Source organism: Nocardioides sp. Z50_6 (assembly GCF_058215755.1).
Map to the genome: position 1 here is coordinate 745,215 of NZ_JBZAJB010000002.1, position 25,299 is coordinate 770,513.

A 25,299-nucleotide genomic window follows, 5' to 3' on the forward strand; every position below is an offset into this window, starting at 1 on the left:
TTCTCGGCTGCGTCGGACGTCTCGATCGAGGGTAGGGCCGCGCGGGACAGGAGCGAGTCGCTGATTTCGGGTAGTCGACGTGAATCTGAGCGCCCGGGTCATCGGCGGAAGCCGCGTGGTTGGGTAGCGCCCGGGACGGGTAGGAGGCGCCCGGACACCACACACGAGGGGAGATCTCATGAACCGGATCAAGAGTCGCGCGCTGGCGCTGACGACCGCACCGGTGGCGCTGGGGATGGCGGTGGCGCTCGTCGCCGCCCCGGCCCAGGCGTCGTCGACGAGCAAGAGCGACCCGGCCGGGGACCACGTCATGGGTTCGGGGGGCACCCTCGACCTGGCGAAGGTCTCGATGCGGACCAAGGGCAAGCAGAAGATCCAGATCACCTTCGCGCTGCACAACGACACCACCGCTGAGCACCTCGCCCTTCCTGGCGCGATGGGTGTCAATTTCACCGTCGAGAAGAAGATCGTGCGGGCCGTGCAGGTCTTTGCCCGTGACGGAGTGATCGAGAGCAACGTCTGCACCTACGACACCCGCAAGGAGGAGCTCCCGCCGGCGACGAAGTGCAGCCCACTCGCGCTCACCCAGGTCGACGCGAAGACCTTCCGGGTCGAGCTGAAGCGGAACCAGGTAAAGAAGGGCGCGAAGGTGCTGAAGTGGACGGCGTCCGCCTTCCAGGCAGCTGGGACGTCCCTGGACCCGTTGGGGTCGGTCAAGAAGCCCTTCCGCTGGAAGCTCTGATTCGCAGCGCGGTCGCATCGAGACCCACCCGGGTCCTGGCTACGGCGTGGCCACCCCGGGTGGGTCCACGCGGATCCGATCCACCAGCAGCACGGCCGGGAGGTCGGGGTCGTCAGTGGCCTGGCCCGGCCAGTCACCCCCGATCGCCAGGTTGACGACCAGGAAGAACGGATGGTCGAAGGGCCACGGCCCCGGCACGTCGGACGGCGTGAGGCGGTGGTGCTCGTGGCCGTCGAGGAGCCAGGTGATCCCGGAGTCGTCCCAGGCGACGGCGTACTCGTGGAAGTCGGCGGACAGGTCCGCGCCCGCGTCGATGGCCCTGCCGACGCCGCCACCGAGGCCGGCGTACCCGGGACCGTGGATCGTCCCGTGGCAGCGTCGGGGATCCGTCCCGACGTGCTCCATCACGTCGATCTCGCCGCAGGCCGGCCAGCCGACCTCGTCGAGGTCGGCGCCGAGCATCCAGAAGGCGGGCCAGGTGCCGCGGCCACCGGGAACCTTGAGGCGTGCCTCCACCCGGCCGTACCTGGCGGCGAAGCCGGCCCGCGTCGTCAGCCGCGCCGAGGTGATGGTGCCGTCGACCTCACGCCGGGCCGTGATCTGGAGGTGTCCGGCGCCGTCGAGGGCGGCGTTCGCCGGATCGTCGGTGTAGACCTGCCGCTGCCGATCACCCCAGCCTCCGCCACCGAGGTCGTGCGTCCAGACCCGCGGATCGGGCGGCGTGCCTGCCGGCCCTGCGAAGTCCTGGACCCACATGGGCTCAGTCTCGTCTCTGCTCGAGCAGGTCCTTGCGGAAGTGCACGTCCGCCTGTCCCTCGACGGGTACGCCGTCCCAGCGGAAGATCTCGCGGTAGCCGTGCTTCTCGTAGAAGCCGGGTGCCTGGAACGTGAAGGACGTGACGAAGACCCGTCGTGCGCCTCGTTCGCCGGCCGCCTCCTCGAACCGGCTGATGAGCTGAGACCCGACGCCGGTGCCTCGTTGGTCGGCGCGGACCCAGGTCAGACCGATGCCGGCTGCCTCCTGCCAGGTCCAGCCGCTGATGCCGCCGAGCAGCTCGCCGCCCTCGTCGAGGGACTGGACGGTGAGCTCGACGGCCCCCGCGCCGGGCACGGCGGCGGCGTTGACGAGGTCGAGCTCACCGGAGAGGCGTTCGTCGAGCGAGGCGTCGGCGGCGCCGACGATGATCCGAGTGGCCACGGAGGGATCGTGGCACAGAGGACGCTCCGTGGGCAGCCGTGAGCACCGGCGAGGAGTGCCCCGCTCGGGTGGTTGGGTAGAGCCCGGGACGGGTAGGAGGCGCCCGGACACCACACGCGAGGGGGAGATCTCATGAACCGCATCAGGAGTCGCGCGCTGGCGCTGACGACCGCGCCGTTGGCCCTGGGGATGGCGGTGGCGCTCGTCGCCGCCCCGGCCCAGGCGTCGTCGACGAGCAAGAAGGACCCGGCCGGGGACCACATCGGCGATCCGTCGACGCTCGACCTGGCAGGAGGCACCCTGCGGACGAAGGGGAAGCAGAAGATCGAGATCACCGTGCGCCTGCACAACCCGCTGACGGTCGACGACTTCGCCGTGCCGGGGAGCCTCCTGACGGTGGACTTCAGCGTGGGCACGCGAACGGGTCGCGCCGTGCAGCTCGGCGCGCGTGACGGGGCGTTCGAGTCCGTCTTCTGCACCTACCGCCTGGACAAGAACGGCGTGGTGACGGACCGCACGGGCTGCAAGCCGGTGAAGCTCTCGCACGTCGACGAGAAGACCTTGCGCGTGGTGCTGAAGCGCAAGCAGGTCATGAAGGGCACCAAGGTGGTGAAGTGGCGGGCCGGCACCTACGTCCCCACCCCGCAAGGGACCGGGGACGGTTCGTACGATCCGCTCGGGGCGAGCGACAACTCCTTCTTCACCTGGAAGCCCTGAGTCACAGCGCAGACGCGCAGACCGCCACTCGGGTCGCCGGACTCACAGGGCTACTCCAGCCGCCGACGGGTACTGCTACGCCGACCTCGCCCGCCTGCCGCGGGCTGCACCGAGCTCAGTGAAGGAAACCTATGTGCCGAGTCCTCGCCTACATCGGGTCGGAGATCCCCCTGGAGAACCTGCTGCTCAAGCCGGAGAACAGCCTGGTCAACCAGACCCTCGACCCGGAGCGTCACCCGCAGCTCCAGCTGGCCGGGTGGGGATTCGGAGCGTGGGGCGAGCACCTGCTCAAGCAGGAGGAGCCGTTCCTCTACCACCGCCCGATGGCTGCCTTCTACGACGACAACGTCGCCGGCATCGTGCCGAGCCTCCAGGTCAGCACGATGCTTGCTCACGTGCGGGCGGCGGACTACAACGCGAAGACCGTGCTGGCCGACGAGAACTGCCACCCCTTCTCCTACACCGGCACCCCGTGGATCGTCGCGCAGAACGGTGACGTGCCGAACTGGCAGCTCCTGCAGCGCGAGCTGCTGAAGCACTGCAAGGACGAGTACCTGAAGCAGATGCGCGGCAACACCGACACCGAGTTCCTCTACGTGCTCCTGCTGTCCCTGCTGGAGAGCGACAGCGACGAGGACGTGAAGCGGGCGTTCGAGGAGCTGATGAGGCTGCTCGTGCAGGCGATGAAGGACCTCGACCTGCCGGCCCTGACCAAGCTGAAGATGGCCCTGGTCTCCCCGGACCGGATCATCGGGGTCAACGTCGGCACCGGCCACCAGGGCGAGACCGAACCGGAGGGCGACTGGCGGGAGCTGCTCAAGGCCGAGCCGGGCACCGACGACTTCGCCCTCGGCATGCTCCTGGAGCCGATGTATCTGCTGATGGGGAAGAACTTCCACAACGACTCGACGTACGGCTTCGAGGACTGCCACGTCGAGGACGCGACGTCCGCCATCTTCGCCTCCGAGCCGCTCAGTGAGGACACCGACGACTGGTCGACGCTGGAGTTCGGGGAGATCGTGTTCCTGGAGAAGGACGGCGAGAGCATCACCCGGACCGTCGACCGCTTGAAGGTGTAGCCCCCACTCGAAGCTCAACGACGAACACCCAGCCCCCGACGACGAGACCGGCGATCGCTCCCACGACGTGTGAGGTCACGCCCCACACGATCGCTCCGATGCCGATCGCGCTTGCGAGCCCGGACCCGATGAAGGTCAAGTAGCGCCCGCCTCCACCGCCGCGCAGCCACCAGAGTGCTGATGCGTGCGGCAGCGCCCATAAGACCGATGCCAGCAGTCCCACCTGGGCGATCCATAGACCGACCCGATTCCACTCGTACGCGCGTGGCAGGTAGTAGAGACACAGGCCCCCGAAGATCGCAGTGGCCGTGAGACCGAGCACGAGACACGGACCAGCGATGGAGCGCAGCTCCTCGTGAGGTCGCCAGCGCGTGTGCGAGCCCGAGCTCTCGGATGGGACGACGTGGCGATGGTCTCGTCTGCGCTGATGCGGCATGGTGTCAAGATGGCGGAGTCGCCATGACCTTGGCCAGAGTTCGCGTGAGGATCCTCGCGCTCGGACTGCTGGATGGACCCGACGGACTGCTGCGGATGGCTGTCGACCCCGCCGTTCGGGACGACGAGGAGCTCTGCCGTCAGCTCGTCGCCGACGGCGCCGACCCCCGATCCGCAGGCAGTTCACGGCGTTCGGCGATCAGCGCACCGGCTGCGCGGTCGCGCGGGACTGTTCCCGCAAGGTCTCACCGGGAAGCGCCCAGTGCCACGCCCAGGTCAGGGTGCTGCCGTCCCACCCCGCACGGATCTCCATGGGGAACAAGGCGTCCTCAGCGACGTAGTGTCCGGTTGCTGTCGCCCGCAGGATGGCGACGTCAGGGAACTCGCTTGCGGCCACGTGCAGAGCCGTGGGGGTCACGATGGTGTGCTCGACGTGCTGGAGACCGTCCAGGCCGACGGCCTCGTAGTCGAGGCTCAGTGCGTGCTCGGTCAAGCGGCGGACTTCGATCCGGCACTGGCAGTCACCGCTCTCCTGCCCGCTCACCGTTCCGCGGTAGAGCCCGGGGGGAAGTGCCATCAAGTCGGACATGGCCGATTGCACCACGTTCCCTCGGGCCATGTCACGAGCGCCAGCGCCGCCGGGCGCTCGGGACCTTCGCGGTCCTGGGTGGGAGCGGGCCGACCTGGATCTCCGCGCCGTAGGACCACCCGGGGAGCAGCGGCAGGAACTCGCCGCTCCAGAAGGTGCCGGGGTCGAACCAGGTCGGCTTCCAGCCGTCCTCCACGATCCCCATCTCCTGGAGGGTCAGCGCCACGGCCTCCGCGCAGAACGCCGCCTCGGGACGAGCCCGCTGTCCGCGCTTGCGGCGCGGCTGGTGGGCGTCGCGCCCGCGCAGCCACCGGGCGGCGAGGCGGGCGGTGCTGGGGAACGAGACCCCGTCGAGGCGGGCGACCGCGCGCAGTGCGCCGTCCTCCTGCTCCCGACCCGCCTCCGGGGTGAGCTGTCGCATCCACGCCGCCTGGCCGTAGGTCTCGCGCCACCGGGTGACCGCGTCGCCGAGGTCGTGCAGCTGCACGCCCCGGTGGAAGTCGCCGGACCAGTGGTCGACGAGCCCCTTGCCCATCTCGGCGTGCCACAGCAGCGGCGGCAGGTCGTCGATGACCACGGCCATGCCGACGTGGTTGACGGGGGCGTTGGTGAGGGTGCGGATGGCGCGGTCGGCGGTGGTGCGGCCGCGGAACAGCCAGAGGTCGCCGGTGCGGGTCAGGCCGGCGGCCTCCTCGACGGAGATGCCCTCGGCGCGTGTGTCACTCACGCGAGGCATCGTGCCGCATGGCGGCTAGGGTCGCCCGTATGCGCGCGGCGACGTGGTGGAAGGTTCTCGGGCTGGCCGGCATGGCCGGTGTGGTGGCGACCGGTGTCGTGGTCACCCGCGGAGAGCGGAAGCGGCAGTCGTACACGCCCGAGCAGGTCCGCGACCGGCTGCACCAGCGGTACGAGGAGATCGAGCAGGGGCAGCCGACGGCCGAGGCGTGACGCCGGGGGCGGCAGCCCTGGATCAGGTCGAGCCTCGTCAGCGGGCGCGCCATGGGTGGACAGGCGTCCGCCCGCATGGTGCAGTGATGCGTATGGGTGAGTTGACGCCGTACATCTGCGTCGCCGACGCACGCCGCGCGATCCAGTGGTACGTCGACGTGCTGGGCGCTCAGGTCGTCGACGATCCGATCCTCATGGAGGACGGGCGGGTAGGCCACGTCGAGGTCGCCGTCGATGACGGTCGCTGGATGATGTCGGACGAGTTCGACTCGGCCGGCGTCGCGGCGCCCGACACGTCCCGCGGCGCTGCCGTCTCGCTGCACCTCGAGGTGAACGACGTCGACGCGCTGTGCCAGCGGGTGACGGGCTCGGGCGTGACCCTCGACCGCGGACCCGAGGACAGTCCGCCGGCCGGCCGCGTGGCCGTCTTCCGCGATCCCTTCGGCCACCGCTGGTTCCTCAACCAGCGGTCCTGATCAGGACTGCTCGTCGCCGATCCCGCGCGCGTGGAGCGCGTCGCCCGGACTCGTGGGTGCAGGCTCCACGCGTCCGCCTCGGACGCCCAACTACGGCATCGTGCCGCACATGCTGGACCTGGTCCTGGCGCAGAACTTGGCCGGCGTCACCACCGAGGCCCATGCCGGCGGGGTCGGTGCAGCGGGCGGTGTGCCAGAGTTTCATCATGACCTCTTGGCGCGACACAGCATCCGCTGCGGCTCAGGAAGACCTCGACGGTCTCCTCAACCTCGTGCTGCCGCTGGCCCAGGAGCTCCTCGGCAAGAACGGGCAGTTCTACCCCTTCGGCGCCACGGTGTCGACTGACGGGGAGGCGTCGCTCACCGCGTCCGCCGAGAGGTTGGGAGAACACCCGCAGCCGGACCAGGTCCTGGCCAGCGTGTACGACGGAGCACGTGCGACCGCGCGTGAGAACCGCGCAGCTGCCTTCGTCTCCGACGTCCTCATCGACGGGTCCGACGCAGTCCAGGTCGAGCTCGAGCATCGTGACGGCATCGCAATCGTCGTGTGGGTGCCCTACAAGCCCGCAACGCGGAAGAGGGTCCCGACCTTCAGGGACATGAGCGTCACACCGGGAGAGCCGCGGGTCTGGACCGACAGCTAGGGCACACTTCGGTCCGTGCTTCACGTGCTGGGGGCTCGTCCTCGGGCTACGTGAGCGGACGCACCGTCTTGGCCCGAGCTCCGGTCGGGCTGCACAGGTCTGGACGAAACTGCGCGATCACTTCATGAGCCAAGGGGGCGGCGTGCAGCACAGAGTCATCGAGCAGCAGGTCGACGTGCCGGCTGAGCCCGCACGGGTGTGGGAACGAGTCGTCCACCCCGACGGCATCAACCACGAGATGCGCCCCTGGATGACGATGACCATGCCGCGCCAGGCGTCGGGGCTGACCATCGAGACGATCCCGCTGGGACGACCGGTCGGCCGGGCCTGGCTGCGGCTCTTCGGCCTCGTCCCGTTCGACTTCGACCACCTCACCCTGGTCGAGGTCGAGCCCGGCGTGCGGTTCCGGGAGAGCTCCACCATGGTGAGCATGCGGCGCTGGGAGCACGAGCGCACCTTGACCCCCGTCGCAGGCGGGACGCGGGTGCACGACCGGGTGACCCTGCAGCCGCGACTGCCGGTCCCGGGTCTCGCCGCTCTGCTCGCGTGGGTGGTCGACGCGTTCTTCCGGCACCGCCAGCGCCGGTTGCGGCGGTACTTCGCCGAGAACTGACGCCGTCCTTCTGGCCTGACCGCAGGTTGCGTGGGCCGGCGACCTATTCGCTGCGCGCATCGTAGGCAGATTGGTTCTGCTCGATCTCCGGGTTGTGGTCGACGGCCCATTCGGCGAGCGCCACTGCGGGCTCGATCAGGGTCCGCCCGGTCGCGGTCAGCTCGTACTCGACGCGCGGCGGGACCTCGGCGTAGACCGTCCGGGACACCAGGCCGTCGCGCTCCAGGTTGCGCACCGTCCGGGTCAGCATCCGTTGCGAGATGCCGGGGATCCGAGTCTGCAGCTCGGAGAACCGCAGCGGCGGTCCGTCCAAGGTCGCTACGACCAGCAGGGTCCACTTGTCGCCGATCCGGTCGAGGATCCCGCGGATCGCGCGACCACCGTCGCCGCGGATCAGGCATGACTTCTCGTACTTCGACACGGACTTCCCTGTTCGTCACTGACACCGATGTGCCTTTTGTAGGCCTCGATCAGGTTACCCATGATGGGGTCCGTTACTAACGATAACCAAGGAGCCCATCATGCAGATCGCCTACTGGATCATCGCCGCCTTGCTCGCTGCGTTCTATGCCTACGCCGGGGCACTGAAGATCCTTCGTAGTCAGGAGCAGCTGCAGCCCATGATGGCCTGGGCCGGGACCGACGTGCCGATGCCGGTGGTGAGGTTCATCGGCACCGTCGAGGTGCTCGGCGCCCTCGGTCTCGTGTTGCCTCCACTGACTGGCGTGGCGGTGGAGCTTGCCATGGCGGCCGCTCTCGGGTTGACCGTCCTCCAGGTGATGGCGATGGGCGTGCACCTGCGCCGCGGGGAGCAGCGGGAGTCGGGGATGAACGTGGCACTGATCGTCCTCGCCGCAGCCGCGACGTGGCTGGCAACCTCGCTCTGACATCGTTCAGGCTGGCGGCTTCGGAGTCGACGTGCCAGTGTCTGCGGATGCGCAGAGCCACCCCGCAGGAGACCTCTCGTCCCACGCGGCAACGCGGAGCGCAGCGGCTGTGGGACCCGCGGGTGTGGGGCACGACCATCGGAGCTGCCGGCGGCACCGTCTTCGTGATGGTCAACCGCGGCGAGCTCGGCGACCCGTGGACGACCGTCGCGGCCCTGGTCTGGCTGGTGGCCTTCGCCGCCTACCTGTGGTTCGTGCTCGTCGCCCCCCGGTGGTTCGAGGCGCCTGCTCCAATCGGCAGGTACGCCGGCCTGGTCTACGTGGGCAGCGTCGTCGGGATGCTGCTCCTGATCGGCCTCGGCAGTGCGCTCCTGGACGAGGCGGGTCGCGACGAGCTGCGCCCCGCCCTCATCGTCGTGGCCGTGGGCCTGCATTTCCTGCCCTTCGCCGCGGCCTTCGCCACGCCCATGTTCACCAGGCTGGGGGCGGTCATGGCGGGGATCGGTGCGATCGGCCTGGGTGCCGGCTGGGTGTACGCCGATGCCGCGGCGTCGGCCGCGGCTGTGGTCGCCGGGATCGTGATGATCGCCGTCATCACGGCGGACGCGTTCGGCTCGGCGGAGCCTGACGAGGAGGAAGGCTTGACGCGGCCGGGACGCTGAGGAGGCCTGCATCGATCCGACGGCGTAGCCGCCGCTGATCAGGTGGCGCCCGGCCTCGCGGAGAAGTCATGGCGATAGATCACGGCGTCGCTCCACGGCGTCACGTCGGGCCGCAAGAAGGTGAAGGAGAGCCGCTCGGCCAGCCGGATGCTCGCGTGGTTGTCCGGGTGGATGACGGCCGTGAGGTACGGCGCCGGGCGCGCGACCGATGCCCACGTGAGCCAGGCCTGGGCAGCCTCCTGGGCCAGTCCACGACCTTGGCTCCGCCGGGCCAGGACCCAGCCGAGCTCGAGCTCGTCCCACTCCGGCCACGGATGCAGCCCTACTCGTCCGATCTGCAATCAGCCACCACCGTGATCAGCGCGGCCTTCGAGCGCTTGGCGCTCGAGGAGCCACTCGGGGAAGTAGGTGCCCTTGCGCAGCTTTGGGATCGCCACGTCGATCGTGCCCACGCGGGTGTCCAGCGGACGGTGACGATAGCCGTTGCGTTGCGCGGTCCGCGCAGGATCCGGGCGGCCGTACTCGGCGCCGACCACCGCATCGGCGTCAGCGGACAACAAGGCGTTGATGATGGGCGCCGCCAGCCCAGTTGCGGGCTGTCGTGGCCTCACTGTTCGATCCTGCGTGCCCTGGAAGGGCCACCTACCTCAACCTCGCCGTGACCGAAGCCGTCACGGCAGTCCCGATCCAGCTGGACACAGCCAGGTGTCCACGCGGGTGGCCGCGGGATCCTGTCAAGGCTTTCCCTACGACGGGCCCTTCGTGCTAACTTACGTCCATCAGTGCCCTGCCAAGGTTAAAGTTCCGTTCGCACCTCCGCGCTTAGATGGCGCACAGCGTTAGCGGAAACCCTCAAATCGGCAGGGCCAATGTCTTTTAAACCCCCCGCAGCTTTCTCCACGTCGAAGCCGCACCTGAGCGTCGCCCAACAGGTGCAGCTGCTGGTGCAGCGCAAGCTGAAGGTTTCTGACAAGGCCGCAGCCGAGGCGTACCTCCGGCGCGACAACTACTACCGCCTGTCCGGATACGCGCGAGAGTTTCAGATCCGCCCCACCTCGGGCATGAACGACTTCCAAAATGGCGTGACTTTCGAGGATGTCACTGGCGCGATGGAGCGCGACGACTGGGTTCGCGCCAAGACGCTTCCGGCCCTACTCGCGGCCGAGCGGTTGATCCGCGGCCCACTGGCTCATAACCTCTCCCAGACGCACGGCAGCGGAGCCTTCTACCTCCAGAAGCAGGCCTACAAAGCCAATCTTGCACGTGCACAACGTATTCCGGATGACTGGACACAGTCTCTGTTGGCATCGAAGCATCCGGCGGTGCGGCACTACATCCAGGACGGGGACTGCTCTGCTGTCCCGATCTGGGTCGCGATCGAAGATGCCTCGTTCGGAACCGTAGCCCAGCTGATTGAGTGTCTCGTCGATGAAACCGCGGCCCACTCAGTCGCGGAGACCCTCGGATTCAAGCGCAAGGAATTCCCGAGCGTCATCAACTCCTTGCGCTACCTTCGCAACAGTTGCGCTCACCACGCTCAGCTCTGGCATCGCTACAACAAGCTCCCTTGCCCGTTCACCGGCAAGAACACGGATCGCAAGCGCCTACCGAGGTGGTCGGCCAACAGCCTCTTTCCCACATTGCTGGCTCTGGAGAAGATGCTCAAGGTCCACGCTCCAGCCACGCAAGCAGCCGAGGGCTTGGCTGAGGTACTGCAGTATCTGGGCTCCGACTGCCCCCTAGTTGCGGGATATCTACACCCATCCCCGGGCCAGAGAACCTAGGGAAGGATACGTCCCTGAACCCGCCGCAAGTGTCAGCGGAGACAGCTCGGTCCGGTCACACATCGACGTCCGATGAGTTCCGCGGAGCCACACTAAGAGGCCGCGCCTTCTGAATATGCTGCGCGGGTGACCCCGCTTCCGACGATCATCGTTGGATGGCAATGTGGGACCCCGCGGGGAATTACGAGTTACTCGCCAGACTCCTACGGGTGGCGGAGCAGGCCCTTGGTCATCCGATGCCTGAATCTGACCGACCAGCAGACCTGCAGGCTCTGCGGCGCCTGTCCCAGCTTCCTGAAGGGTGTTGGCGCACGACGGCTAGGCGAGTGATCAGCGCTCGAGGATTCCTGGATCCCCAGTTGTGGCTTCGAGTGGCGAGGCAGGAGGGGGAGAGTGCGCCCGCATCCGCTACATACGCCGGTCCTCAACAACTAAAGAGAATCCAGAAGGATGCTATCCGCCTCTTACGGGAGGCCAAGCTCGAAGAGCGAGATCGGACGAGTATCCGAGCTCCCGAGCCCATGTCCGTGCCGACGCCGGCGCGTGAACCAAACCGAGCGCTGTGCATTGCTTGTCGGTCGCTTCACGCTCCCGCGGAGTCTTGTCACTGTCAGCGATCCGAGAACGGAGGAAGGTGCGACAACTAGACATACGTGCGCAGTGGAGAAGCGAAGCGGTGGATGCGTGCGACCGCGCCGTGCGGGACGGCCAGAGATCGTCGTCCTGTCGTTGATGCATTGACTCGCTTGTCAGAGGCACGGATGAACTCCAGCGAGCGATGGAAACTCTGTGTCACATTCGCGGCGGTATGGGCCACTCTGGCGCCCGCCGTAGCGGATCCGGGCTGACGCTGCGTCTGGCAGGCTGCCCGGCATGGATTACGACCACTTGGCGGCTAAGGCCAGGCCCGCGCTCATCACCGCTTCGATGCGCCGCTCCACGATGACGTACGGCGAGCTCGCCCGCGCCATCGACCTCGACCCCAACGTCCCGCTCTCCCACCACATTCGTCGAGTGCTGGATCGGCTCAGCCAGGACTGCATGGATCGCAAGGAACCTTCTCTTGCAGTCTTGGTCGTCAACGAGAAGTCCGGTGAGCCCGGACCCGGGTTTCGCGCCGGCAAGACCCCTTGGCACACAGAGACCCGCCGCTGTTTCGACCGCTGGCAGCCTGCATAACCTGATCCCCGTTTTGCTCCGTTCGCGTCGAGCAACGCGTCCCGCAGGTCGCGAGGCCGGCAGGCGGCGAAGGGACGCACCGCAATGTCAACTGTCCGTGCAGCAGACCCAAGGCCGCGAGCTGACGCAGCGACTGGCTCCTTGAGTCCGCGGCTGCCGAAAGCGCACCGAGTATCGGATAGATCTGGGCCGGGTCCAGATTCGTTAGCGACGCGTGCGCTGGGCCGCGCAGAGCGCGCCGTGCTTCCTCGGTGTCGGACGGCGGTTGCTCAAACGTGGGCATCGGCCCTCCCCAACGAGCGTTCTCGCTAGGGAGGTGGGCGCGAATGATTGGAGGGATGTTGGCCTGAACCGAGTGTGAAGTGTTTAGCCCCACCGCTCGTGGCTTGCCACCGCGCCTCCCGTGTTCGATTCACTCTGCGAAGGAGGGCGTCTACCTCTAGTCTTCGGAGCGGCCGTCACATCGGGGAAGGGATGCCAAGAATGACCGCGTATGAACGAGGCTCCGAATGGCGGATGTGGGACCTGCATGTGCACACGCCCGACTCCATCATCCAGGATTACAAGGGCGCGGAGGCCGAACGATGGCCCCGATTCCTGGACGAACTGGAAGGACTGCCCAGTGACGTACGGGTCTTGGGCATCAACGACTACTGGTTTCTAGACGGCTACACGAAGGTTCGACAAGCCAAGGAGTCGGGACGGCTAGCCAATATCGATGAGGTGTTCCCGGTCATCGAAGTTCGTTGCGACACTTTCAGTGGGAGTGAGAGCAGTCTCAAGCGCCTCAATCTCCACCTGATCCTCGATCCCGCGGAGCCCGTGGATGATCTAATGCAGCAACTTTCTGCACTTCTGCGCGGTCGGTACCAGTTGACCCCGAGCTTAGAGCCCGTTGATTGGACAGAGGTGCCCACGCGCGCATCTATGGCACGTCTCGGTAAGAAGATCATCGAGTCCACTCCGCCCGAGAAACGAGGCGAGTTCGCTCACAAGTCCGAACTGGAAATCGGCTTCAACAATCTCAACGTAAGTTTCGAAGCCCTCCGAAAGGGCATTGCCGACAACTCCTACTTACGCCAACACGTCATCCTCGCCCTCGGTAAGGTCGAGTGGGACACCATCAAGTGGAACGCTGGATCGATCGCGCACAAGAAGACCTTCGTGAACAGCGTGCACGCCGTATTCACCGCCGCGAAGACGCGAGAGGCGTTCGATAAGTCGCTTGCCTCCTTACGGAGCGCCCAGGTTCGACACCATCTTCTCGACTGCAGCGATGCCCACACCTGGGCCAACTCGGATTCGCACACGCGACTCGGGTACTGCTTCACCTGGATCAACGCAGACCCAACCTTCAAGGGACTTCGCCAAGCCCTTCAGGAATACGATCATCGCGTCAGCACGGCGGAACGTCCCGACGTGCTGACCCGAGTAGCGCACGCGCCCCGATCCTCGATTACCAATGTCTGTATCGCCCCAGTGGACGGTGAGATCGCCGATCCGCTGTTTCATTCTCATATCCCGCTGAACCCGGGCTTCATCGTAGTCATCGGAAACAAGGGACAGGGCAAGTCCGCACTACTTGACAGCATTGCATTAGCGGCGAACAGCGACCGTCACGACGATTTCTCCTTCCTAAACGCTAAGCGCTTCAGAGCTCAACGCGGGGTCGCGAGCGCCTATCGCGCCGAGGTGAAGTGGGCTGACGGGTCGACGTCGACTGCCCGCCTTAACGATGGCTTCGATCCCGCATCAGCCATCCGCGTCGACTATCTGCCGCAGTCTTTGATCGAGAAGGTGTGCTCCGCGGACCCGAACAGCGCGACGAAGCAAGACTTCGAGAGGGAAATTGAGCGGGTCGTTTTCCGCCACATTGATGACGCGGACCGCGGGTCAGCAACAAGCCTGAATCAACTACTTCATGCGCAGGGTGTCGCGCACCAGGCGACGCTCAAAGAATCGCGCGCCGAGATCGCCACAAGCGCCGAAGCTTTGTCCACGCTGCAACACCGACGAGTGGAACTCGAACTGCTGGACCTATCGACGCGGAGGGCGGCCCTAGACGCGCGGTTGACGGAGGTGTCCGCGTCTCTTGAAGCGGTGTCGCTTGAAATTGAGTCTAGTGGGTCGGTCGAGCAGCAAGTGCAAGCGGCGGAGCTTCGCTCTGTGCGGGAGGAGCAACAGAAACTCCTCGATGCTGTCGAGGACTTACGCCTTCGCCGCGAGGCCATCTCGACCAGTGTCGAGGAGGTTGGCGATCTCCACAAGCGTCTGCAAGGAGCCATCGACACAGCGCGTTCCATCGCCGTTGACGTTGGGACGCGGATCGGTGTCGCGGTGGACACTCTGCTCGAAATCGGCTTCGAGGACTCAGCTATCACGTCCTGGATCACTGCCCGATCGGAAGAGATGACCGCTCTACAAGGGGCACAGGCGCAGTCCGGAGGGCTAGAGGACCAACTTGCAGTCGTCACGAGAGTTGTGTCCGAGAAACAAGCCGCACTGCAATCGTTGAACGACGAGGCGCAAGCGCTACTGATTCAGCAGTCTGACCTTCGTGCACAGCAGGAAGGCCTGCTAGGTGAGCCCGGAGAACCGGAAAGCGTCCGTGGCGTTGCAGCGCTAGAGTCCGAACTCGCAAGCATCCCTGACGCGATTGAGTCGGCCACAACGGCGTTGCGAGCGGCCTTCAACGAGGTTCACGCAGCACTGTCGTCGATTAAGGAACTTCAACGTGCCGCGTACCAACCCGCTACGCAGTTCGTAGAGTCCAACAAACTAGCGATGGATGCGCGCTTGGCGTTCGACGTCGAGTTCCGCGTACGCGACTTCGCGAATCGCTGGGCGGACATGGTCAATCGCCAGAGACTCGGCCAATTCCCCGACATGACAGCGCCCGACCGCGATGCCACGCTCCTGGGAGACGTCGACCTCGACGACGCTGACAAGGTCCTGAAGGCGTTGGACGGGCTAGTCGACCGACTAGGTCGAGACGGGGGGCGGCTCGACGGTGCCTCTCGCTCCCTAGATGTCATTATGCGAAGCGGCCACGCGCCCGCGGAGTTGTTGACTGCCATCTACGGGCTGGAATGGCTCCAGAGTCAATACATTATCCGCGCGGACGGGGCCGAGTTGTCCGAACTCTCACCTGGGCAACGCGGGCTGGTTCTCCTACTGTTCTACCTGCTCGTGGACAAGTCAGAGCGCCCTCTCCTGCTCGACCAGCCGGAAGAGAACTTGGACAATCAAACCGTCCGCAACGTCCTTGTTCCGGCGCTTCAAGAGGCGGTTCGACGCCGACAGATAATCGCAGTCACCCACAATCCAAACTTTGCTGTCGTCGGTGATGCGGACCAGATTGTCGTCGCCAGCTTCGATGGGCAGTTCAGTTATCGTTCTGGGTCCCTAGCCGAATTGCAGATCGGACAATCGACAATTGACGTCCTGGAGGGAACCCGGGAGGCGTTCGCCAGCCGCAGCACCAAGTACACCGACGTCGTCGGGAAACCCCACTAGCCCTCTGCGCTCTTCAGATTGCCAGGCGAGTTCGTTACGAATGATTGGCAGCATCTGCAGCCCCAGTCGCCTTGGGGGTTCGACCGGGCACTGAGGCTCCGCTGCCCCAGTCAGCGGCAGGGCCGACCGGGCAAGGACGACGTGATAGAGCTTGGCCGCGATCATGGCCAGTCGGCGTCCCATCTGCGTCTGTCTGGGTGGAAGGGGCCACCCGTCCGGCGTCACCCGGCGGACCGCGAGGCGAGGTACTTCGCCGTGACCCCGGCCCCCGCCGCAGCCACCTCCGCCGGCGTCCCCGTCGCCACCACCTGCCCACCGGCGTCCCCACCACCCGGCCCCAGGTCCACCACCCAGTCCGCGGACGCGATCGTGTCCAGGTCGTGCTCCACCAGCACCACGGTGTTCCCCGCGTCCACGAGCCGGTGCAGCTGCCGCACCAGCAGCGCGGTGTCCGAGGGGTGCAGGCCTGACGTCGGCTCATCCAGCAGGTAGAGGGTGTGCCCGCGGTCGGTGCGCTGCAGCTCGGTGGCGAGCTTGATCCGCTGCGCCTCGCCGCCGCTGAGCTCGGTCGCCGGCTGCCCGAGCCGCAAGTAGCCGAGCCCCACCGACTGCAGCGCGGCCAGCCCGCGCGCAGCCGCCGGCACGTCGGCCAAGAACACAGCGGCCTCGTCGACCGGCATCCCCAGCACGTCGGCGATGGTCCGGTCGCGGTAGGTCACCTCGAGCGTCTCGGGGTTGTAGCGAGCCCCGCCGCACTCCGGGCACGGGGCATAGGTGCTGGGGAGGAAGACCAGCTCGACAGAGACGAACCCCTCGCCCTGGCACTTCTCGCACCGTCCCTCGGCGACGTTGAAGGAGAACCGGCCGGCGCCGTACCCGCGCTCCTTCGCCAGCGGCGTCGCCGCGAAGATCTTGCGCACCGCATCGAAGAGCCCGGTGTACGTCGCCAGGTTGGACCGCGGCGTCCGGCCGATCGGCTTCTGGTCCACCACCACCAGCCGGTCGAAGGCGTCGACCCCGCGGGCCTCGCGCACGTCGACCTCCCCGGTGAAGACCTCCTCCTCGTCGTCCTCTCCAGACGAGACCGAGAGTGGCGCCAGCCCCAGGTGACGGCGTACGACCTCGCCGAGCACCTGCACGGCGAGTGTCGACTTGCCCGACCCCGACACCCCGGTGACCGCGGTCATCGCGCCCAGCGGCAGGTCGAGGGAGACGTCGCGCAGGTTGTGCCGGGAGACCCCGACCAGGTGCAGCCAGCCCGAGGGCTCCCGCGGCTCCCGCTCCAGCCGCTCCGCACGGCCGAAGAGGTGGTCGGAGGTGGCCGACTCGGCCACCGCCTCCAGCCCGGCGACCGGCCCGGAGTAGAGCACCTGACCGCCCTTCTCCCCGGCGCCCGGGCCGATGTCGACGACCCAGTCGGCACGGCGTACGACGTCCATGTCGTGCTCCACCACGAAGAGCGTGTTGCCCGCGGCCTTGAGGTCGTCGAGCAGCGCCAGCAGCGGTTCGGCGTCGGCCGGGTGCAGCCCCGCGGACGGCTCGTCGAGCACGTAGACGACCCCGAAGAGCCCCGAGCGCAGCTGGGTGGCGATCCGCAGCCGCTGCCCCTCGCCCGGCGAGAGGGTGGTCGAGCTGCGGCCCAGCGCCAGGTAGCCCAGCCCCAGCCCGAGCAGCACCTCGATCCGGGCGACCAGGTCGCCGCCCAGCCGGGTGGCGGCGTCGTCCTCATGCCCCGCGGCGGCCGGGCGCAGCCGCTCCACCAGCTCGGTCAGCGGCAGCGCGTTGGCCTCCGCGATCGACATGCCGGCAAACCTCACCCGCAGGGCGTCGGGCCGGATCCCGCTGCCGAAGCAGTCGTGGCACGGGGTGCTGCGGACGAACCGCTGCATGTCGGCGCGCATCTTCTCGCTGCCCGACCCGGTCAGCACCTGGCGCACGTGCCGCCGGGCGCTGCGGAAGGTGCCCATGTAGTCGCGGCCCCCACCGCCGTCCTTGTCCTGCGGGCGGATCAGCACCCGCGGCTGCTCGTCGGTGAAGAGCAGCCACTCCTGGTCACGCCGGTTCAAATCGCGCCAGGGGCGGTCGATGTCGATGCCGAGGTTCTTCACGATCCGCCGCAGGTTGTGCGCCTGCCAGGCGCCGGGCCAGGCGGCGATCGCGCCCTCGCGGATGCTCAGCGAGGGGTCGGGGACGAGCAGCTCCTCGGCGACGTCGTGCACCACCCCGAGCCCGTGGCAGGTCGGGCAGGCACCCGCCGCGGTGTTCGGCGAGAACGCCTCGGCGGCCAGGTGCTCAGCACCGTCCGGGTAGTCGCCGGCGCGGGAGTAGAGGATGCGCAGCAGGTTGGAGAGCGTGGTGATGGTGCCGACCGTGGAGCGCGAGCTGGCCGCGCCGCGGCGCTGCTGGAGCGCCACCGCCGGCGGCAGGCCGGTGATCTCCTCCACGTGCGGGACGCCGACCTGCTGGAGCAGGCGCCGGGCGTAGGGAGCGACCGACTCGAAGTAGCGGCGCTGCGCCTCGGCGTACAAGGTGCCGAAGGCCAGGGACGACTTGCCGGACCCGGAGACGCCGGTGAAGGCGACGATCGCGTCGCGGGGCAGGTCGACGTCGACGTCGCGGAGGTTGTGCTCACGGGCGCCGCGGACGCGGACGCAGCCGTCAGGTTCGGGGGAAGTCATCGACGACTTCCTACCCGAGCGCGGCGACCCTCACACGCCCGGACCCCGCTCGCACCGCCGGGTGACCTCGGCGTCACAGTAGTCGCGCCCACCGCTCATGCCGTCGGCCCGGTCGCGCCCGGGACCACCGATCAACCGGTCGACGGCCTTGCCCTTGTTCGAGTTCCCGATCAGCACGTCGCGCCCAGCGCCGCCGAGGGCCAGCTGCTGCCGGCTGAGCCCGCCCATCCCGCGGTCGAGGACGAGCCGGTCGGCGCCGGCCTGCCCGCGGAGCACCACGTCGACGCCGAAGGCTCTCAGCATGTCGGCGCCCGGCCCGCCGAAGGCCCGCAGGGTCTCGCCCTGCAACTTGGCCTTGTCCGCGCCCCGGCCGCCGCGGAAGGTGATCTCGTGCGCAGTGCCGGCGACCAGGTCCGCCCGGTCGGTGCCGATCATCGTCAGCCGCGCGCCCGGAGCCGGGTTGTCGGCGGTCACGCCCTCGAACCCGAGGAGCGGGGAGGCCGTCCAGTCACAGGTGACCTTGCCGCCGACCCGCACCTCCAGGTGGGTGCACGACTGCGAGAACGAGACCTGGTCGTGGCCGGCTCCACCGTCGAGCACCCGCAGCGGCTCACCGACGTAGCCCAGGCTCGCGAGGTCGTCGCCTCCGCCCATCCGCAGGTCGACGACGTGACCGGCGTCGACGTCGAGCACCTCGTCGGCGTCGGTGCCCACGAAGGTCACCGGGTTGTGCCACGCCGGCGCGTCCCATGCGCCGAGCTCCCACCGGCGGACCGAACCCTGCCACGTCAGCACCGGTACGCCGCCCACGCTGGCCCGCCCCGCGGGTGCATCGATCAACAGCTCACCGCCAGCGGGCACGGCCGCTCCCGGCAGCTCGCGCAGCGCCACCGTCGCCTTGCTCGCCGCGGACAGGTCGACCCGGCCCTCGGCGGCCATCACGCCGCCGTAGACGACCTCGGCGACACCCGCACCGAAGACGATGACGTCGTCGTTGACCTGACCCGCGGGAGGCGCCGTGATCACGATGTCGGCCCGCTGGAGCCCGGGGTCGGCGGGGCCGCCCCGCATGTCGACGACGTCCCGCTGGGGGCCGGTCGGCGGGATGAGCGCCTGGTCGGACTCGGCGTCGGTGAAGACCGCCTCGCTGGCCGTCGTGTCGCTGCCCGTGTAGGTGTCGTTGCCGGCGCCGAGGTAGACCGTCATCCAGGAGGTGGAGGCAGCCGGGGCGGTCTCGTTGACGACCACGTCGTCACCCGGCCCCGCATGCAGCTCGCCGACGGGCGCCAGGATGTCGCGGCCCTGGACGCTGGCGGCGAGCGCGAGGCAGATGGTGTCGTTGCCGCCGAGCGCGTCGAACGTCCGCCAGTCGCCGGGCGACATCGCGACCACGTCGTCGCCCTCCGTGCCGACCGTCACCGTCCTGGAGGCCACGATCGTCACGGGCTTGCCCTGGCAGGTGGTCGCCGCGGCGGCGCCGGCCGGGGCGAGCGTGCCGCCGAGGGCCAGGGCGGGGACGACGGTCGCCAGCGCGACCGTCGGAAGCAGGAGAAGACGTGCGCGATTCACAGGACCCCCGTGGTGCTCGCAGCCGCCCGGCCGGGCGGCTGCCCGTCATCAGAGCACACGCGCGAGGCCGGCGCCACCGTCTCGTCCCGGACCGGTCAGCCCGCGGCAGCCGCCAGCGCCGCCTCCACCTCCGGGCTGAGCCCCAGCGGCGACCGGTCGGTGCGCGTCGGCAGCCCGCCCAGGGTGCGCAGCCAGAGCCAGGTGTCGGCGACGGTCTCCTCGACCGGGCGACAGGTCAGCCCCGCGTCGTGCGCCGCGGAGACGTCGCCGTCGTGCAGCCCCGCCAGCTCCCCGGTGGGCGGCACCCAGATCGGCAGGTCGTTCCACCCGGTCGCCCCCGCCGCCGCGACCGCCTCGGGGGAGAGCCACACCAGCTCGCCCGCGGCACGCTCCGGCCGGTCGGCGCTGATGGCCGCGCGGCACGCCTCGAGCAGGCTGCCCATGGTGGCGTGACCGGGCCGGCTCACCGTGTTGAACGCGCCCGTCACCCCGCGCTCGGCGGCGTCGAGCATCCACCGGGCGAGGTCGCGCGCGTCGACGTACTGCAGGGGGCGCTCCGCCGGACCGGGCGCGGGCACCCGGCCGCCGCGGGCGATCCGGTCGAGCCACCACGGCAGCCGGCCGACGTCCTCGTGGGGCCCGAGGATGAGGCCGGCGCGGGCCAGCAGGGAGCGGTCGTCGAAGCCCTCCAGCACCGCGAGCTCGCCGCCCCGCTTGGCGGCCGCGTAGTCGGCCTGGTCGGTGCCGGCAGGGTCGCCGTCGACCACCGGCGCGGCCTCGTCGAGACCGACCGGCAGCGGCCAGCGGTAGACCGAGCGGCTGGAGACGTAGCCGTAGTGGCCGACCCGGTCGCGCAGCAGACGGACGGCGTCGCGGACCGCCGTGGGCTCCGCCGACCAGGTGTCGAGGACGGTGTCCCACCCGTCGCCGGCCTCGTCGAGGGCGGCGGCGAGCGAGCCGGGGACCCGCCGGTCGGCTCGCAGCGCCCGCACCCCGTCGGGCGGGCCGGCGCTCCCGCGGTTGACCACGGTCACCTCGTCGCCGCGACGCACCGCCTCCTCGACGAGGGCGCACCCGACGAACCTCGTCCCTCCCAGCACCAGGACCTTCATGTCCCGACTATGAGGGATCGTGGTGGCGCGGGGGAAGCCTGTGCAGCGCCACGTCGCGCAGCTCGCCGGCCTCGGCGACCGCGGTCATGTAGGTGCAGAACGGCTGACGTCGGCGGTCGGTCGGCGAGCCCGGGTTGAGCAGCCGCAGCCCGGTCGAGGCGGTGGTGTCCCAGGGGATGTGGCTGTGGCCGAAGACCAGCGCGTCCAGGTCGTCGTACGCCGCGGCGCACCGCTCCTCGCGCCCCTTGGCCTGCCCGGTCTCGTGGACCAACCCGAGCCGGACGCCGTCCAGCTCGACGCGGGCCACCTCCGGCAGCCGCTCGCGCAGCACGCCGTGGTCGTTGTTGCCGTAGCAGCCGACCAGCCGGCGCGAGCGCGCCTCGAGCTCGTCGAGGAGGGATACGTCGACCCAGTCGCCCGCGTGCACCACCACGTCGGCCTCGTCCACCGCCGCCCACACCTGCGCGGGCAGGTCGCGGGCGCGCTTGGGCAGGTGGGTGTCGGCCAGGAGGAGGAGCCGGGTCGTCATGAGGCCCAGTCAACTAGAAGCAGGGCTACTTCTTTCCGCTCCAGCTACCGCTCCAGGGGGCCGCGGCGAAGGCGAGCCCCAGCACGAGGCCGACGCCGAGCAGCGCCCAGCTGTCGAAGATCAGGGAGAGGGCGACACCGAACGCGAGCCCGAGGGAGACCCCCATCGCGACCCTCGTCGCCTTCTCGTCGTCCTTGCTCTTCTCGCCGTCGGCAGGGTGGCTCTGCTCGTCAGTCATGTCCGCGACGGTGCCACGGGGCGATCCCTCGGGCAAGGATCCTGATCAGGATGCGCAGCGATCACCCACAGCGGGCGGCCGCCGTCCCTACTCCTCGGTTTCGCCCTTCGCGTCCCCCGCCCCCTGTGGGGTCACCCCGAACGCCACACCCAGGGCGATGCCGAAGCCGAGGTACGCCCAGCTCTCGAACACCACCGAGAGTGCGACCCCGAGCAACAGGCCCAGCACCACCCCCAGCGCCATCCGCCTGTTCCGGTCGGGCCCCTGTGCCCCGGGCTCGTCAGGTGCGTCGGGGCCGTCGGCCTCCGGGGTCGGGTCGTCCGTCGAGTCGGTCATGTCCGGGATTCTCACCCAGCGCACGCGGGGTGGGAAGGCCGTCTGCGCGTCCCGCACGCCCTCAGGACGGTGCGTCGAGCATTACGCCCGCGCGACGGTTGGGTAGCCGTCCACTCTTGCCAGGACCGAGAATCTCCCTATTCTTGACTTTATTACATGACTTTGGGACGGGGTGGCGGCATGGAACGTGGTCTGATGCGCGAGGGCGAGTACGACGCCGAGCGCGCGGAGCGGGCAGGTCTCAGCCGCCGCCGTCTCCTGAGCTGGGCGGCGGCGGCTTCGGGGGGAGTGGTCGCCGCCCAGGTGGGCGGGGTGTTCGGACCGTCGCCGGCGTGGGCGCATCCCGCGCTGCCGACCCCGACACCCACGCCCACCCCCTCGCCCGTGCCGGGGATCGTGAAGCCGCTCCCGGCTGAGCTCTTCACCCCGCGCGGCACCAACGCCGAGATGCGCTGGGAGGCGATGCGCGGCCAGGGCTACCTGACGCCGGCAGACCGGTTCTTCGTCCGCAACCACACCACCACCCCGCGGATCGACGTCGCCACCTGGCGGCTGCGGATCCACGGCAGCGGCGTACGCCGCGAGGTCTCGCTCTCCTACGACGACCTGCTGCGCCTGCCCCGGGTCACCGTCACCCGGGCGGTGGAGTGCGCCGGCAACGCCCGCAACCTCTTCGGCAGCCAGCAGGGCACGCCTGCCGCCGGCACCACCTGGGGCCTCGGCGCGATCGGCGTGGCGACCTGGACCGGCGTCCGGCTCTCCGACGTCCTCGACCGGGCCGGCCTCGACCGCGCCGCCCTCGACGTCATGCCCGTCGGGCTCGACTCGATGGCCGTCCGCCGCCCCATCCCGGTGGAGAAGGCGCTCGCCTCCGACACCCTGCTGGTGATCGGGATGAACGGGCGCACCCTGCCGCCCGACCACGGCTACCCGGTGCGGCTGCTCGTACCGGGCTGGGTCGGCATCTCCCACGTGAAGTGGGTCGGCGAGATCGAGGTCTCCACCATGCCGCTGCTCTCCCAGTGGAACACCACCAGCTACCGCCTCTTCGGCCCCGACTACCCCGACACCCCGCTGGTGACCACCCAGGTGGTCAAGAGCGCCCTGGAGCTGCCGTTCCCCGCCACCGTGGGCCGGGGCCTCCGGCTCCTCAGCGGCCGCTCCTGGTCCGGCCTGGGCCGGATCGTCCGGGTCGACGTCTCGGTCGACGACGGCCCGTGGCGCCCGGCGCAGCTGTCGTGGCGCAACGACGAGAAGGCGTGGCGGCAGTGGAGCCTCCTGTGGCACGCCAGGCCCGGCGAGCACCGGATCCGGGTCCGCGCCCGCGACGACCGGGGCAACGTCCAGCCCGACAGCGTGCCGTTCAACGAGCAGGGCTACCTCTTCGGCGCGGTCGCCTCCCACCCGGTCACGGTCCTCTGAGGGATGCCGGTCAGGCCGCCGGCAGCGTCCGCAGCAGGTCGCGCCGCGCGTCCCCGGCCTGCCTGGCGAGGTCCCAGAGAGTGGAGGAGGCCGAGCCGGGCAGCCCGTCGGCCGCCGGCGGGTCGTCGGCCTCCAGCGCCCGGACGACCTGGCCCAGCGCCACCGGGTCGGGTCGCCGCGCGTCGACCAGCGTCGTCAGGTCCTGCAGCCCGGTCCGCAGCCGGTCGAGCTCGTCGAGCTGGCGGGCGTCGAGGTCGTCGTGGTCGGGGACCAGCTCGTCCTGCTTCTGCGCGGCGTCCAGGTGGAGCGCCACCGTCTCCGAGAGCGGCCTCCGCTCTCCGGTGGCGGCCCGGAGTGCGGCGGTCGTCGCCTCGGTGGCCTCCTCGATGCGCCGGCGCAGGGGCGGCGGGCGGAACGCCGGGATCACGACGAAGCCCCCGACGAGCCCCACCGCCACCGCACAGGCGGTCAGCCCGACGTACTGCACCAGCAGGGTGGCCGGGTCGAGGTCGCGGGTCACGGCGTTGAGCCCGACGCTGACCATCACCATGAACGCCGCCCCCAGCGCCGGGCGGGTGACGATGAACCAGAGCCCGAGGCACAGGGCCACGGCCGCGACCTCGACCAGGTGCCGTGACGGCACCAGCAGCAGGATCAGCGCGACCGCGAGCGAGCCGGCCGAGACGCCGACGACCTTGGCGCGGGCCTTCACGAAGGTGTCGCGCCAGCTGGCCTGGAGGATCGAGAAGGTGGTGAGCAGCACGGTGGCCACCAGCGGGTCGCCGGAGCCCAGCGGTGCGGTGACCAGCAGCATCACCAGCAGCCCGAACGCCGTGCGCAGCGCGTGGCGGACCTGGACCGACCGCAGCCGGGCCGACGGGTGCAGCACCGCGTCCTTGAAGCGGCGCCGCCCGTCCCGGTCGAGCTCCACGGCGCTGGTGTCGTGCTCGGTGATCGCGTGCTCGACGACCTCCAGCGCGGCCGCGGCCTGCTGCACCGCCGTCGCGGCGTCGGGGACGCGGGTCGGGGAGGCCGCGCCCGCGGTGCCGGCAGACCCGTCGCGGGCGGGCTTGGCCCGCAACCGGTCGGCGAGCTCGTCGGCGCGCCGGCGCAGCCAGGCGACCTCGTCCGCCTCGGCGCCGGCCGCGCCGGAGAGCTCCAGGGAGCGCAGGGCGAGGCGGTAGCGCGACGCCGCATCCAGGGCGTCGGCCAGCCAGCGCTGCCTGCCGTCGCTGAGCCAGGTGCCGAAGGCGGTGGTGGTGGCCGCGCCGGGGTCGTCGGCGACGAGCACCTCGGCCACCTGCTCGCGGGTCGGCTTCGACGGGTCCGAGACGCCCAGCAGTAGGCGGAGCAGCAGCGCCACCGCGACGCCCGCGAGGGTGGCCGCGACCAGCTGCTGGAGGTCCGCGGACCCCTTGATCGCGTAGGCGTAGCCGTAGACCGTGGTCATGCCGAGCCCCAGGCCGGCGTTGGCGAAGCGGGGCCCCAGCAGCGGGAGCAGCGCCGCCACGAAGCCGAGCAGCACCACCAGGGCGATCCCCGCGGGGCGCCAGGCCTCGGCCACCGTCCGGGGGACGACGGCGCCGAAGACCAGCAGCGGACCCAGCACGGCGGCGACGCGCAGGTCGGCCCGCAGCGGCCCGCCCATGAAGGCCACCAGCGCGAAGAGGCCGGTCAGGCCGCCCACCACAGCCGCCGGGCCCGCTCCCCACGCGTCGGAGAGGAGGACGGCCGGGACGACCACGATGAGCATCAGCACGATCAGCACCGGGCTGCCGCCGGGGCGCTTCGTGGCGGCCTCGCTCCCCGCGGCATCACCATTTCCCATGGCAGGTCTCCCGAGGCAGGACGGCGTCCGGTCAGGCCGACGGTAGGCCGGGAGACAGGGGCCGACCAGAGGCCTTGGTCATGGGCAGGGTCATGGGCGCACCACCCGGCCCAGGTCA

Annotated in this window: 26 protein-coding genes and 1 pseudogene; 13 read left to right on the forward strand and 14 right to left on the reverse strand. The window is 69.4% G+C overall.

Translation table 11 applies throughout. The features are described 5' to 3' along the window. The first annotated feature begins 178 nt into the window (after positions 1 to 178). Complete coding sequence (locus tag AC4BGE_RS08330) at positions 179 to 742, forward strand: hypothetical protein (RefSeq protein ID WP_490574969.1); 564 nt, start codon at positions 179 to 181, stop codon at positions 740 to 742. Positions 743 to 781: 39 nt separating this feature from the next. On the opposite strand, the gene AC4BGE_RS08335 is transcribed toward AC4BGE_RS08330, so the two are convergent. Together AC4BGE_RS08335 and AC4BGE_RS08340 are read right to left on the reverse strand one after the other, a co-directional pair. After that, complete coding sequence (locus tag AC4BGE_RS08335) at positions 782 to 1,498, reverse strand: glycoside hydrolase family 16 protein (protein ID WP_490574970.1); 717 nt, start codon at positions 1,496 to 1,498, stop codon at positions 782 to 784. Positions 1,499 to 1,502: 4 nt separating this feature from the next. Continuing rightward, positions 1,503 to 1,940: a GNAT family N-acetyltransferase gene (locus AC4BGE_RS08340; RefSeq protein WP_490574971.1), complete on the reverse strand. Its 438-nt coding sequence runs from the start codon at positions 1,938 to 1,940 to the stop codon at positions 1,503 to 1,505. Positions 1,941 to 2,072: 132 nt separating this feature from the next. Here AC4BGE_RS08340 and AC4BGE_RS08345 point away from each other — a divergent pair, with 132 nt between their 5' ends. After that, the gene (locus AC4BGE_RS08345; RefSeq protein WP_490571020.1) at positions 2,073 to 2,657 is read left to right on the forward strand and encodes a hypothetical protein; all 585 of its coding nucleotides are present in this window, start codon (positions 2,073 to 2,075) and stop codon (positions 2,655 to 2,657) included. Positions 2,658 to 2,788: 131 nt separating this feature from the next. Next, positions 2,789 to 3,736, forward strand: a complete 948-nt coding sequence (locus AC4BGE_RS08350) for a class II glutamine amidotransferase (protein ID WP_490571018.1) — start codon at positions 2,789 to 2,791, stop codon at positions 3,734 to 3,736. Positions 3,737 to 4,370: 634 nt separating this feature from the next. Here the strand turns inward: AC4BGE_RS08350 and AC4BGE_RS08355 are convergent. Both AC4BGE_RS08355 and AC4BGE_RS08360 read right to left on the reverse strand, forming a co-directional pair. Further along, positions 4,371 to 4,715 carry a hypothetical protein gene (locus AC4BGE_RS08355; RefSeq protein ID WP_490574972.1) on the reverse strand — a complete coding sequence of 115 codons (345 nt, stop codon included), beginning with the start codon at positions 4,713 to 4,715 and terminating at the stop codon, positions 4,371 to 4,373. Positions 4,716 to 4,791: 76 nt separating this feature from the next. Further along, complete coding sequence (locus tag AC4BGE_RS08360; protein ID WP_490574973.1) at positions 4,792 to 5,496, reverse strand: hypothetical protein; 705 nt, start codon at positions 5,494 to 5,496, stop codon at positions 4,792 to 4,794. A 29-nt stretch (positions 5,497 to 5,525) separates the two neighbouring features. Here AC4BGE_RS08360 and AC4BGE_RS08365 point away from each other — a divergent pair, with 29 nt between their 5' ends. The 4 genes from AC4BGE_RS08365 to AC4BGE_RS08380 all read left to right on the forward strand — a co-directional run bounded on the left by AC4BGE_RS08365 (position 5,526) and on the right by AC4BGE_RS08380 (position 7,441). Beyond that, a complete protein-coding gene (locus tag AC4BGE_RS08365; protein ID WP_490574974.1) occupies positions 5,526 to 5,708 on the forward strand; it encodes a hypothetical protein in 183 nt (60 codons plus the stop codon). A 92-nt stretch (positions 5,709 to 5,800) separates the two neighbouring features. Further along, positions 5,801 to 6,184: a VOC family protein gene (locus tag AC4BGE_RS08370; RefSeq protein WP_490574975.1), complete on the forward strand. Its 384-nt coding sequence runs from the start codon at positions 5,801 to 5,803 to the stop codon at positions 6,182 to 6,184. A gap of 206 nt (positions 6,185 to 6,390) precedes the next feature. Continuing rightward, complete coding sequence (locus AC4BGE_RS08375) at positions 6,391 to 6,828, forward strand: hypothetical protein (RefSeq protein ID WP_490574976.1); 438 nt, start codon at positions 6,391 to 6,393, stop codon at positions 6,826 to 6,828. Positions 6,829 to 6,970: 142 nt separating this feature from the next. Beyond that, on the forward strand, positions 6,971 to 7,441 hold the full coding sequence (locus AC4BGE_RS08380; protein ID WP_490571012.1) for a hypothetical protein: 471 nt from the start codon (positions 6,971 to 6,973) through the stop codon (positions 7,439 to 7,441). A gap of 43 nt (positions 7,442 to 7,484) precedes the next feature. On the opposite strand, the gene AC4BGE_RS08385 is transcribed toward AC4BGE_RS08380, so the two are convergent. After that, on the reverse strand, positions 7,485 to 7,862 hold the full coding sequence (locus AC4BGE_RS08385; RefSeq protein ID WP_181309956.1) for a winged helix-turn-helix transcriptional regulator: 378 nt from the start codon (positions 7,860 to 7,862) through the stop codon (positions 7,485 to 7,487). A 100-nt stretch (positions 7,863 to 7,962) separates the two neighbouring features. Here AC4BGE_RS08385 and AC4BGE_RS08390 point away from each other — a divergent pair, with 100 nt between their 5' ends. Beyond that, a complete protein-coding gene (locus tag AC4BGE_RS08390) occupies positions 7,963 to 8,328 on the forward strand; it encodes a DoxX family protein (protein ID WP_490571011.1) in 366 nt (121 codons plus the stop codon). A 122-nt stretch (positions 8,329 to 8,450) separates the two neighbouring features. Beyond that, the gene (locus AC4BGE_RS08395) at positions 8,451 to 8,990 is read left to right on the forward strand and encodes a hypothetical protein (protein ID WP_490571010.1); all 540 of its coding nucleotides are present in this window, start codon (positions 8,451 to 8,453) and stop codon (positions 8,988 to 8,990) included. A gap of 38 nt (positions 8,991 to 9,028) precedes the next feature. Here AC4BGE_RS08395 and AC4BGE_RS08400 read toward each other — a convergent pair whose 3' ends face one another. Together AC4BGE_RS08400 and AC4BGE_RS08405 are read right to left on the reverse strand one after the other, a co-directional pair. Then, a complete protein-coding gene (locus tag AC4BGE_RS08400) occupies positions 9,029 to 9,325 on the reverse strand; it encodes a GNAT family N-acetyltransferase (protein WP_490571075.1) in 297 nt (98 codons plus the stop codon). A 2-nt stretch (positions 9,326 to 9,327) separates the two neighbouring features. Further along, positions 9,328 to 9,559: pseudogene (locus AC4BGE_RS08405) on the reverse strand (transposase); the annotation flags it as partial. Between the two features lie 363 nt (positions 9,560 to 9,922). Here AC4BGE_RS08405 and AC4BGE_RS08410 point away from each other — a divergent pair. The 3 genes from AC4BGE_RS08410 to AC4BGE_RS08420 all read left to right on the forward strand — a co-directional run bounded on the left by AC4BGE_RS08410 (position 9,923) and on the right by AC4BGE_RS08420 (position 15,469). Beyond that, positions 9,923 to 10,774: an Abi family protein gene (locus AC4BGE_RS08410; protein WP_490571009.1), complete on the forward strand. Its 852-nt coding sequence runs from the start codon at positions 9,923 to 9,925 to the stop codon at positions 10,772 to 10,774. Between the two features lie 873 nt (positions 10,775 to 11,647). Then, positions 11,648 to 11,953 carry a hypothetical protein gene (locus AC4BGE_RS08415; RefSeq protein ID WP_490571008.1) on the forward strand — a complete coding sequence of 102 codons (306 nt, stop codon included), beginning with the start codon at positions 11,648 to 11,650 and terminating at the stop codon, positions 11,951 to 11,953. Positions 11,954 to 12,436: 483 nt separating this feature from the next. Then, positions 12,437 to 15,469 (forward strand): TrlF family AAA-like ATPase, encoded by a 3,033-nt coding sequence (locus AC4BGE_RS08420; RefSeq protein WP_490571007.1) that lies wholly within the window; start codon positions 12,437 to 12,439, stop codon positions 15,467 to 15,469. A 221-nt stretch (positions 15,470 to 15,690) separates the two neighbouring features. Here the strand turns inward: AC4BGE_RS08420 and AC4BGE_RS08425 are convergent, their stop codons facing one another. The 6 genes from AC4BGE_RS08425 to AC4BGE_RS08450 form a co-directional block, all read right to left on the reverse strand. Then, positions 15,691 to 18,147, reverse strand: coding sequence for an excinuclease ABC subunit UvrA (locus tag AC4BGE_RS08425; protein ID WP_490574977.1), 2,457 nt, complete (start codon positions 18,145 to 18,147; stop codon positions 15,691 to 15,693). A 30-nt stretch (positions 18,148 to 18,177) separates the two neighbouring features. Beyond that, the gene (locus tag AC4BGE_RS08430; protein ID WP_490574978.1) at positions 18,178 to 19,716 is read right to left on the reverse strand and encodes a hypothetical protein; all 1,539 of its coding nucleotides are present in this window, start codon (positions 19,714 to 19,716) and stop codon (positions 18,178 to 18,180) included. A gap of 95 nt (positions 19,717 to 19,811) precedes the next feature. Continuing rightward, positions 19,812 to 20,828 (reverse strand): NAD-dependent epimerase/dehydratase family protein, encoded by a 1,017-nt coding sequence (locus tag AC4BGE_RS08435; protein WP_490574979.1) that lies wholly within the window; start codon positions 20,826 to 20,828, stop codon positions 19,812 to 19,814. A gap of 7 nt (positions 20,829 to 20,835) precedes the next feature. Next, on the reverse strand, positions 20,836 to 21,357 hold the full coding sequence (locus AC4BGE_RS08440; protein WP_490574980.1) for a metallophosphoesterase family protein: 522 nt from the start codon (positions 21,355 to 21,357) through the stop codon (positions 20,836 to 20,838). Between the two features lie 25 nt (positions 21,358 to 21,382). Next, positions 21,383 to 21,595: a glycine zipper domain-containing protein gene (locus AC4BGE_RS08445; RefSeq protein WP_490571002.1), complete on the reverse strand. Its 213-nt coding sequence runs from the start codon at positions 21,593 to 21,595 to the stop codon at positions 21,383 to 21,385. Positions 21,596 to 21,682: 87 nt separating this feature from the next. Next, complete coding sequence (locus AC4BGE_RS08450; RefSeq protein ID WP_490571001.1) at positions 21,683 to 21,931, reverse strand: glycine zipper domain-containing protein; 249 nt, start codon at positions 21,929 to 21,931, stop codon at positions 21,683 to 21,685. A 180-nt stretch (positions 21,932 to 22,111) separates the two neighbouring features. Between AC4BGE_RS08450 and AC4BGE_RS08455 the strand changes: the two genes are divergently transcribed. Continuing rightward, positions 22,112 to 23,353, forward strand: a complete 1,242-nt coding sequence (locus tag AC4BGE_RS08455; RefSeq protein WP_490574981.1) for a sulfite oxidase — start codon at positions 22,112 to 22,114, stop codon at positions 23,351 to 23,353. 10 nt (positions 23,354 to 23,363) lie between these two features. On the opposite strand, the gene AC4BGE_RS08460 is transcribed toward AC4BGE_RS08455, so the two are convergent. Then, positions 23,364 to 25,181, reverse strand: a complete 1,818-nt coding sequence (locus AC4BGE_RS08460; RefSeq protein ID WP_490574982.1) for an FUSC family protein — start codon at positions 25,179 to 25,181, stop codon at positions 23,364 to 23,366. Positions 25,182 to 25,299: the final 118 nt, after the last annotated feature.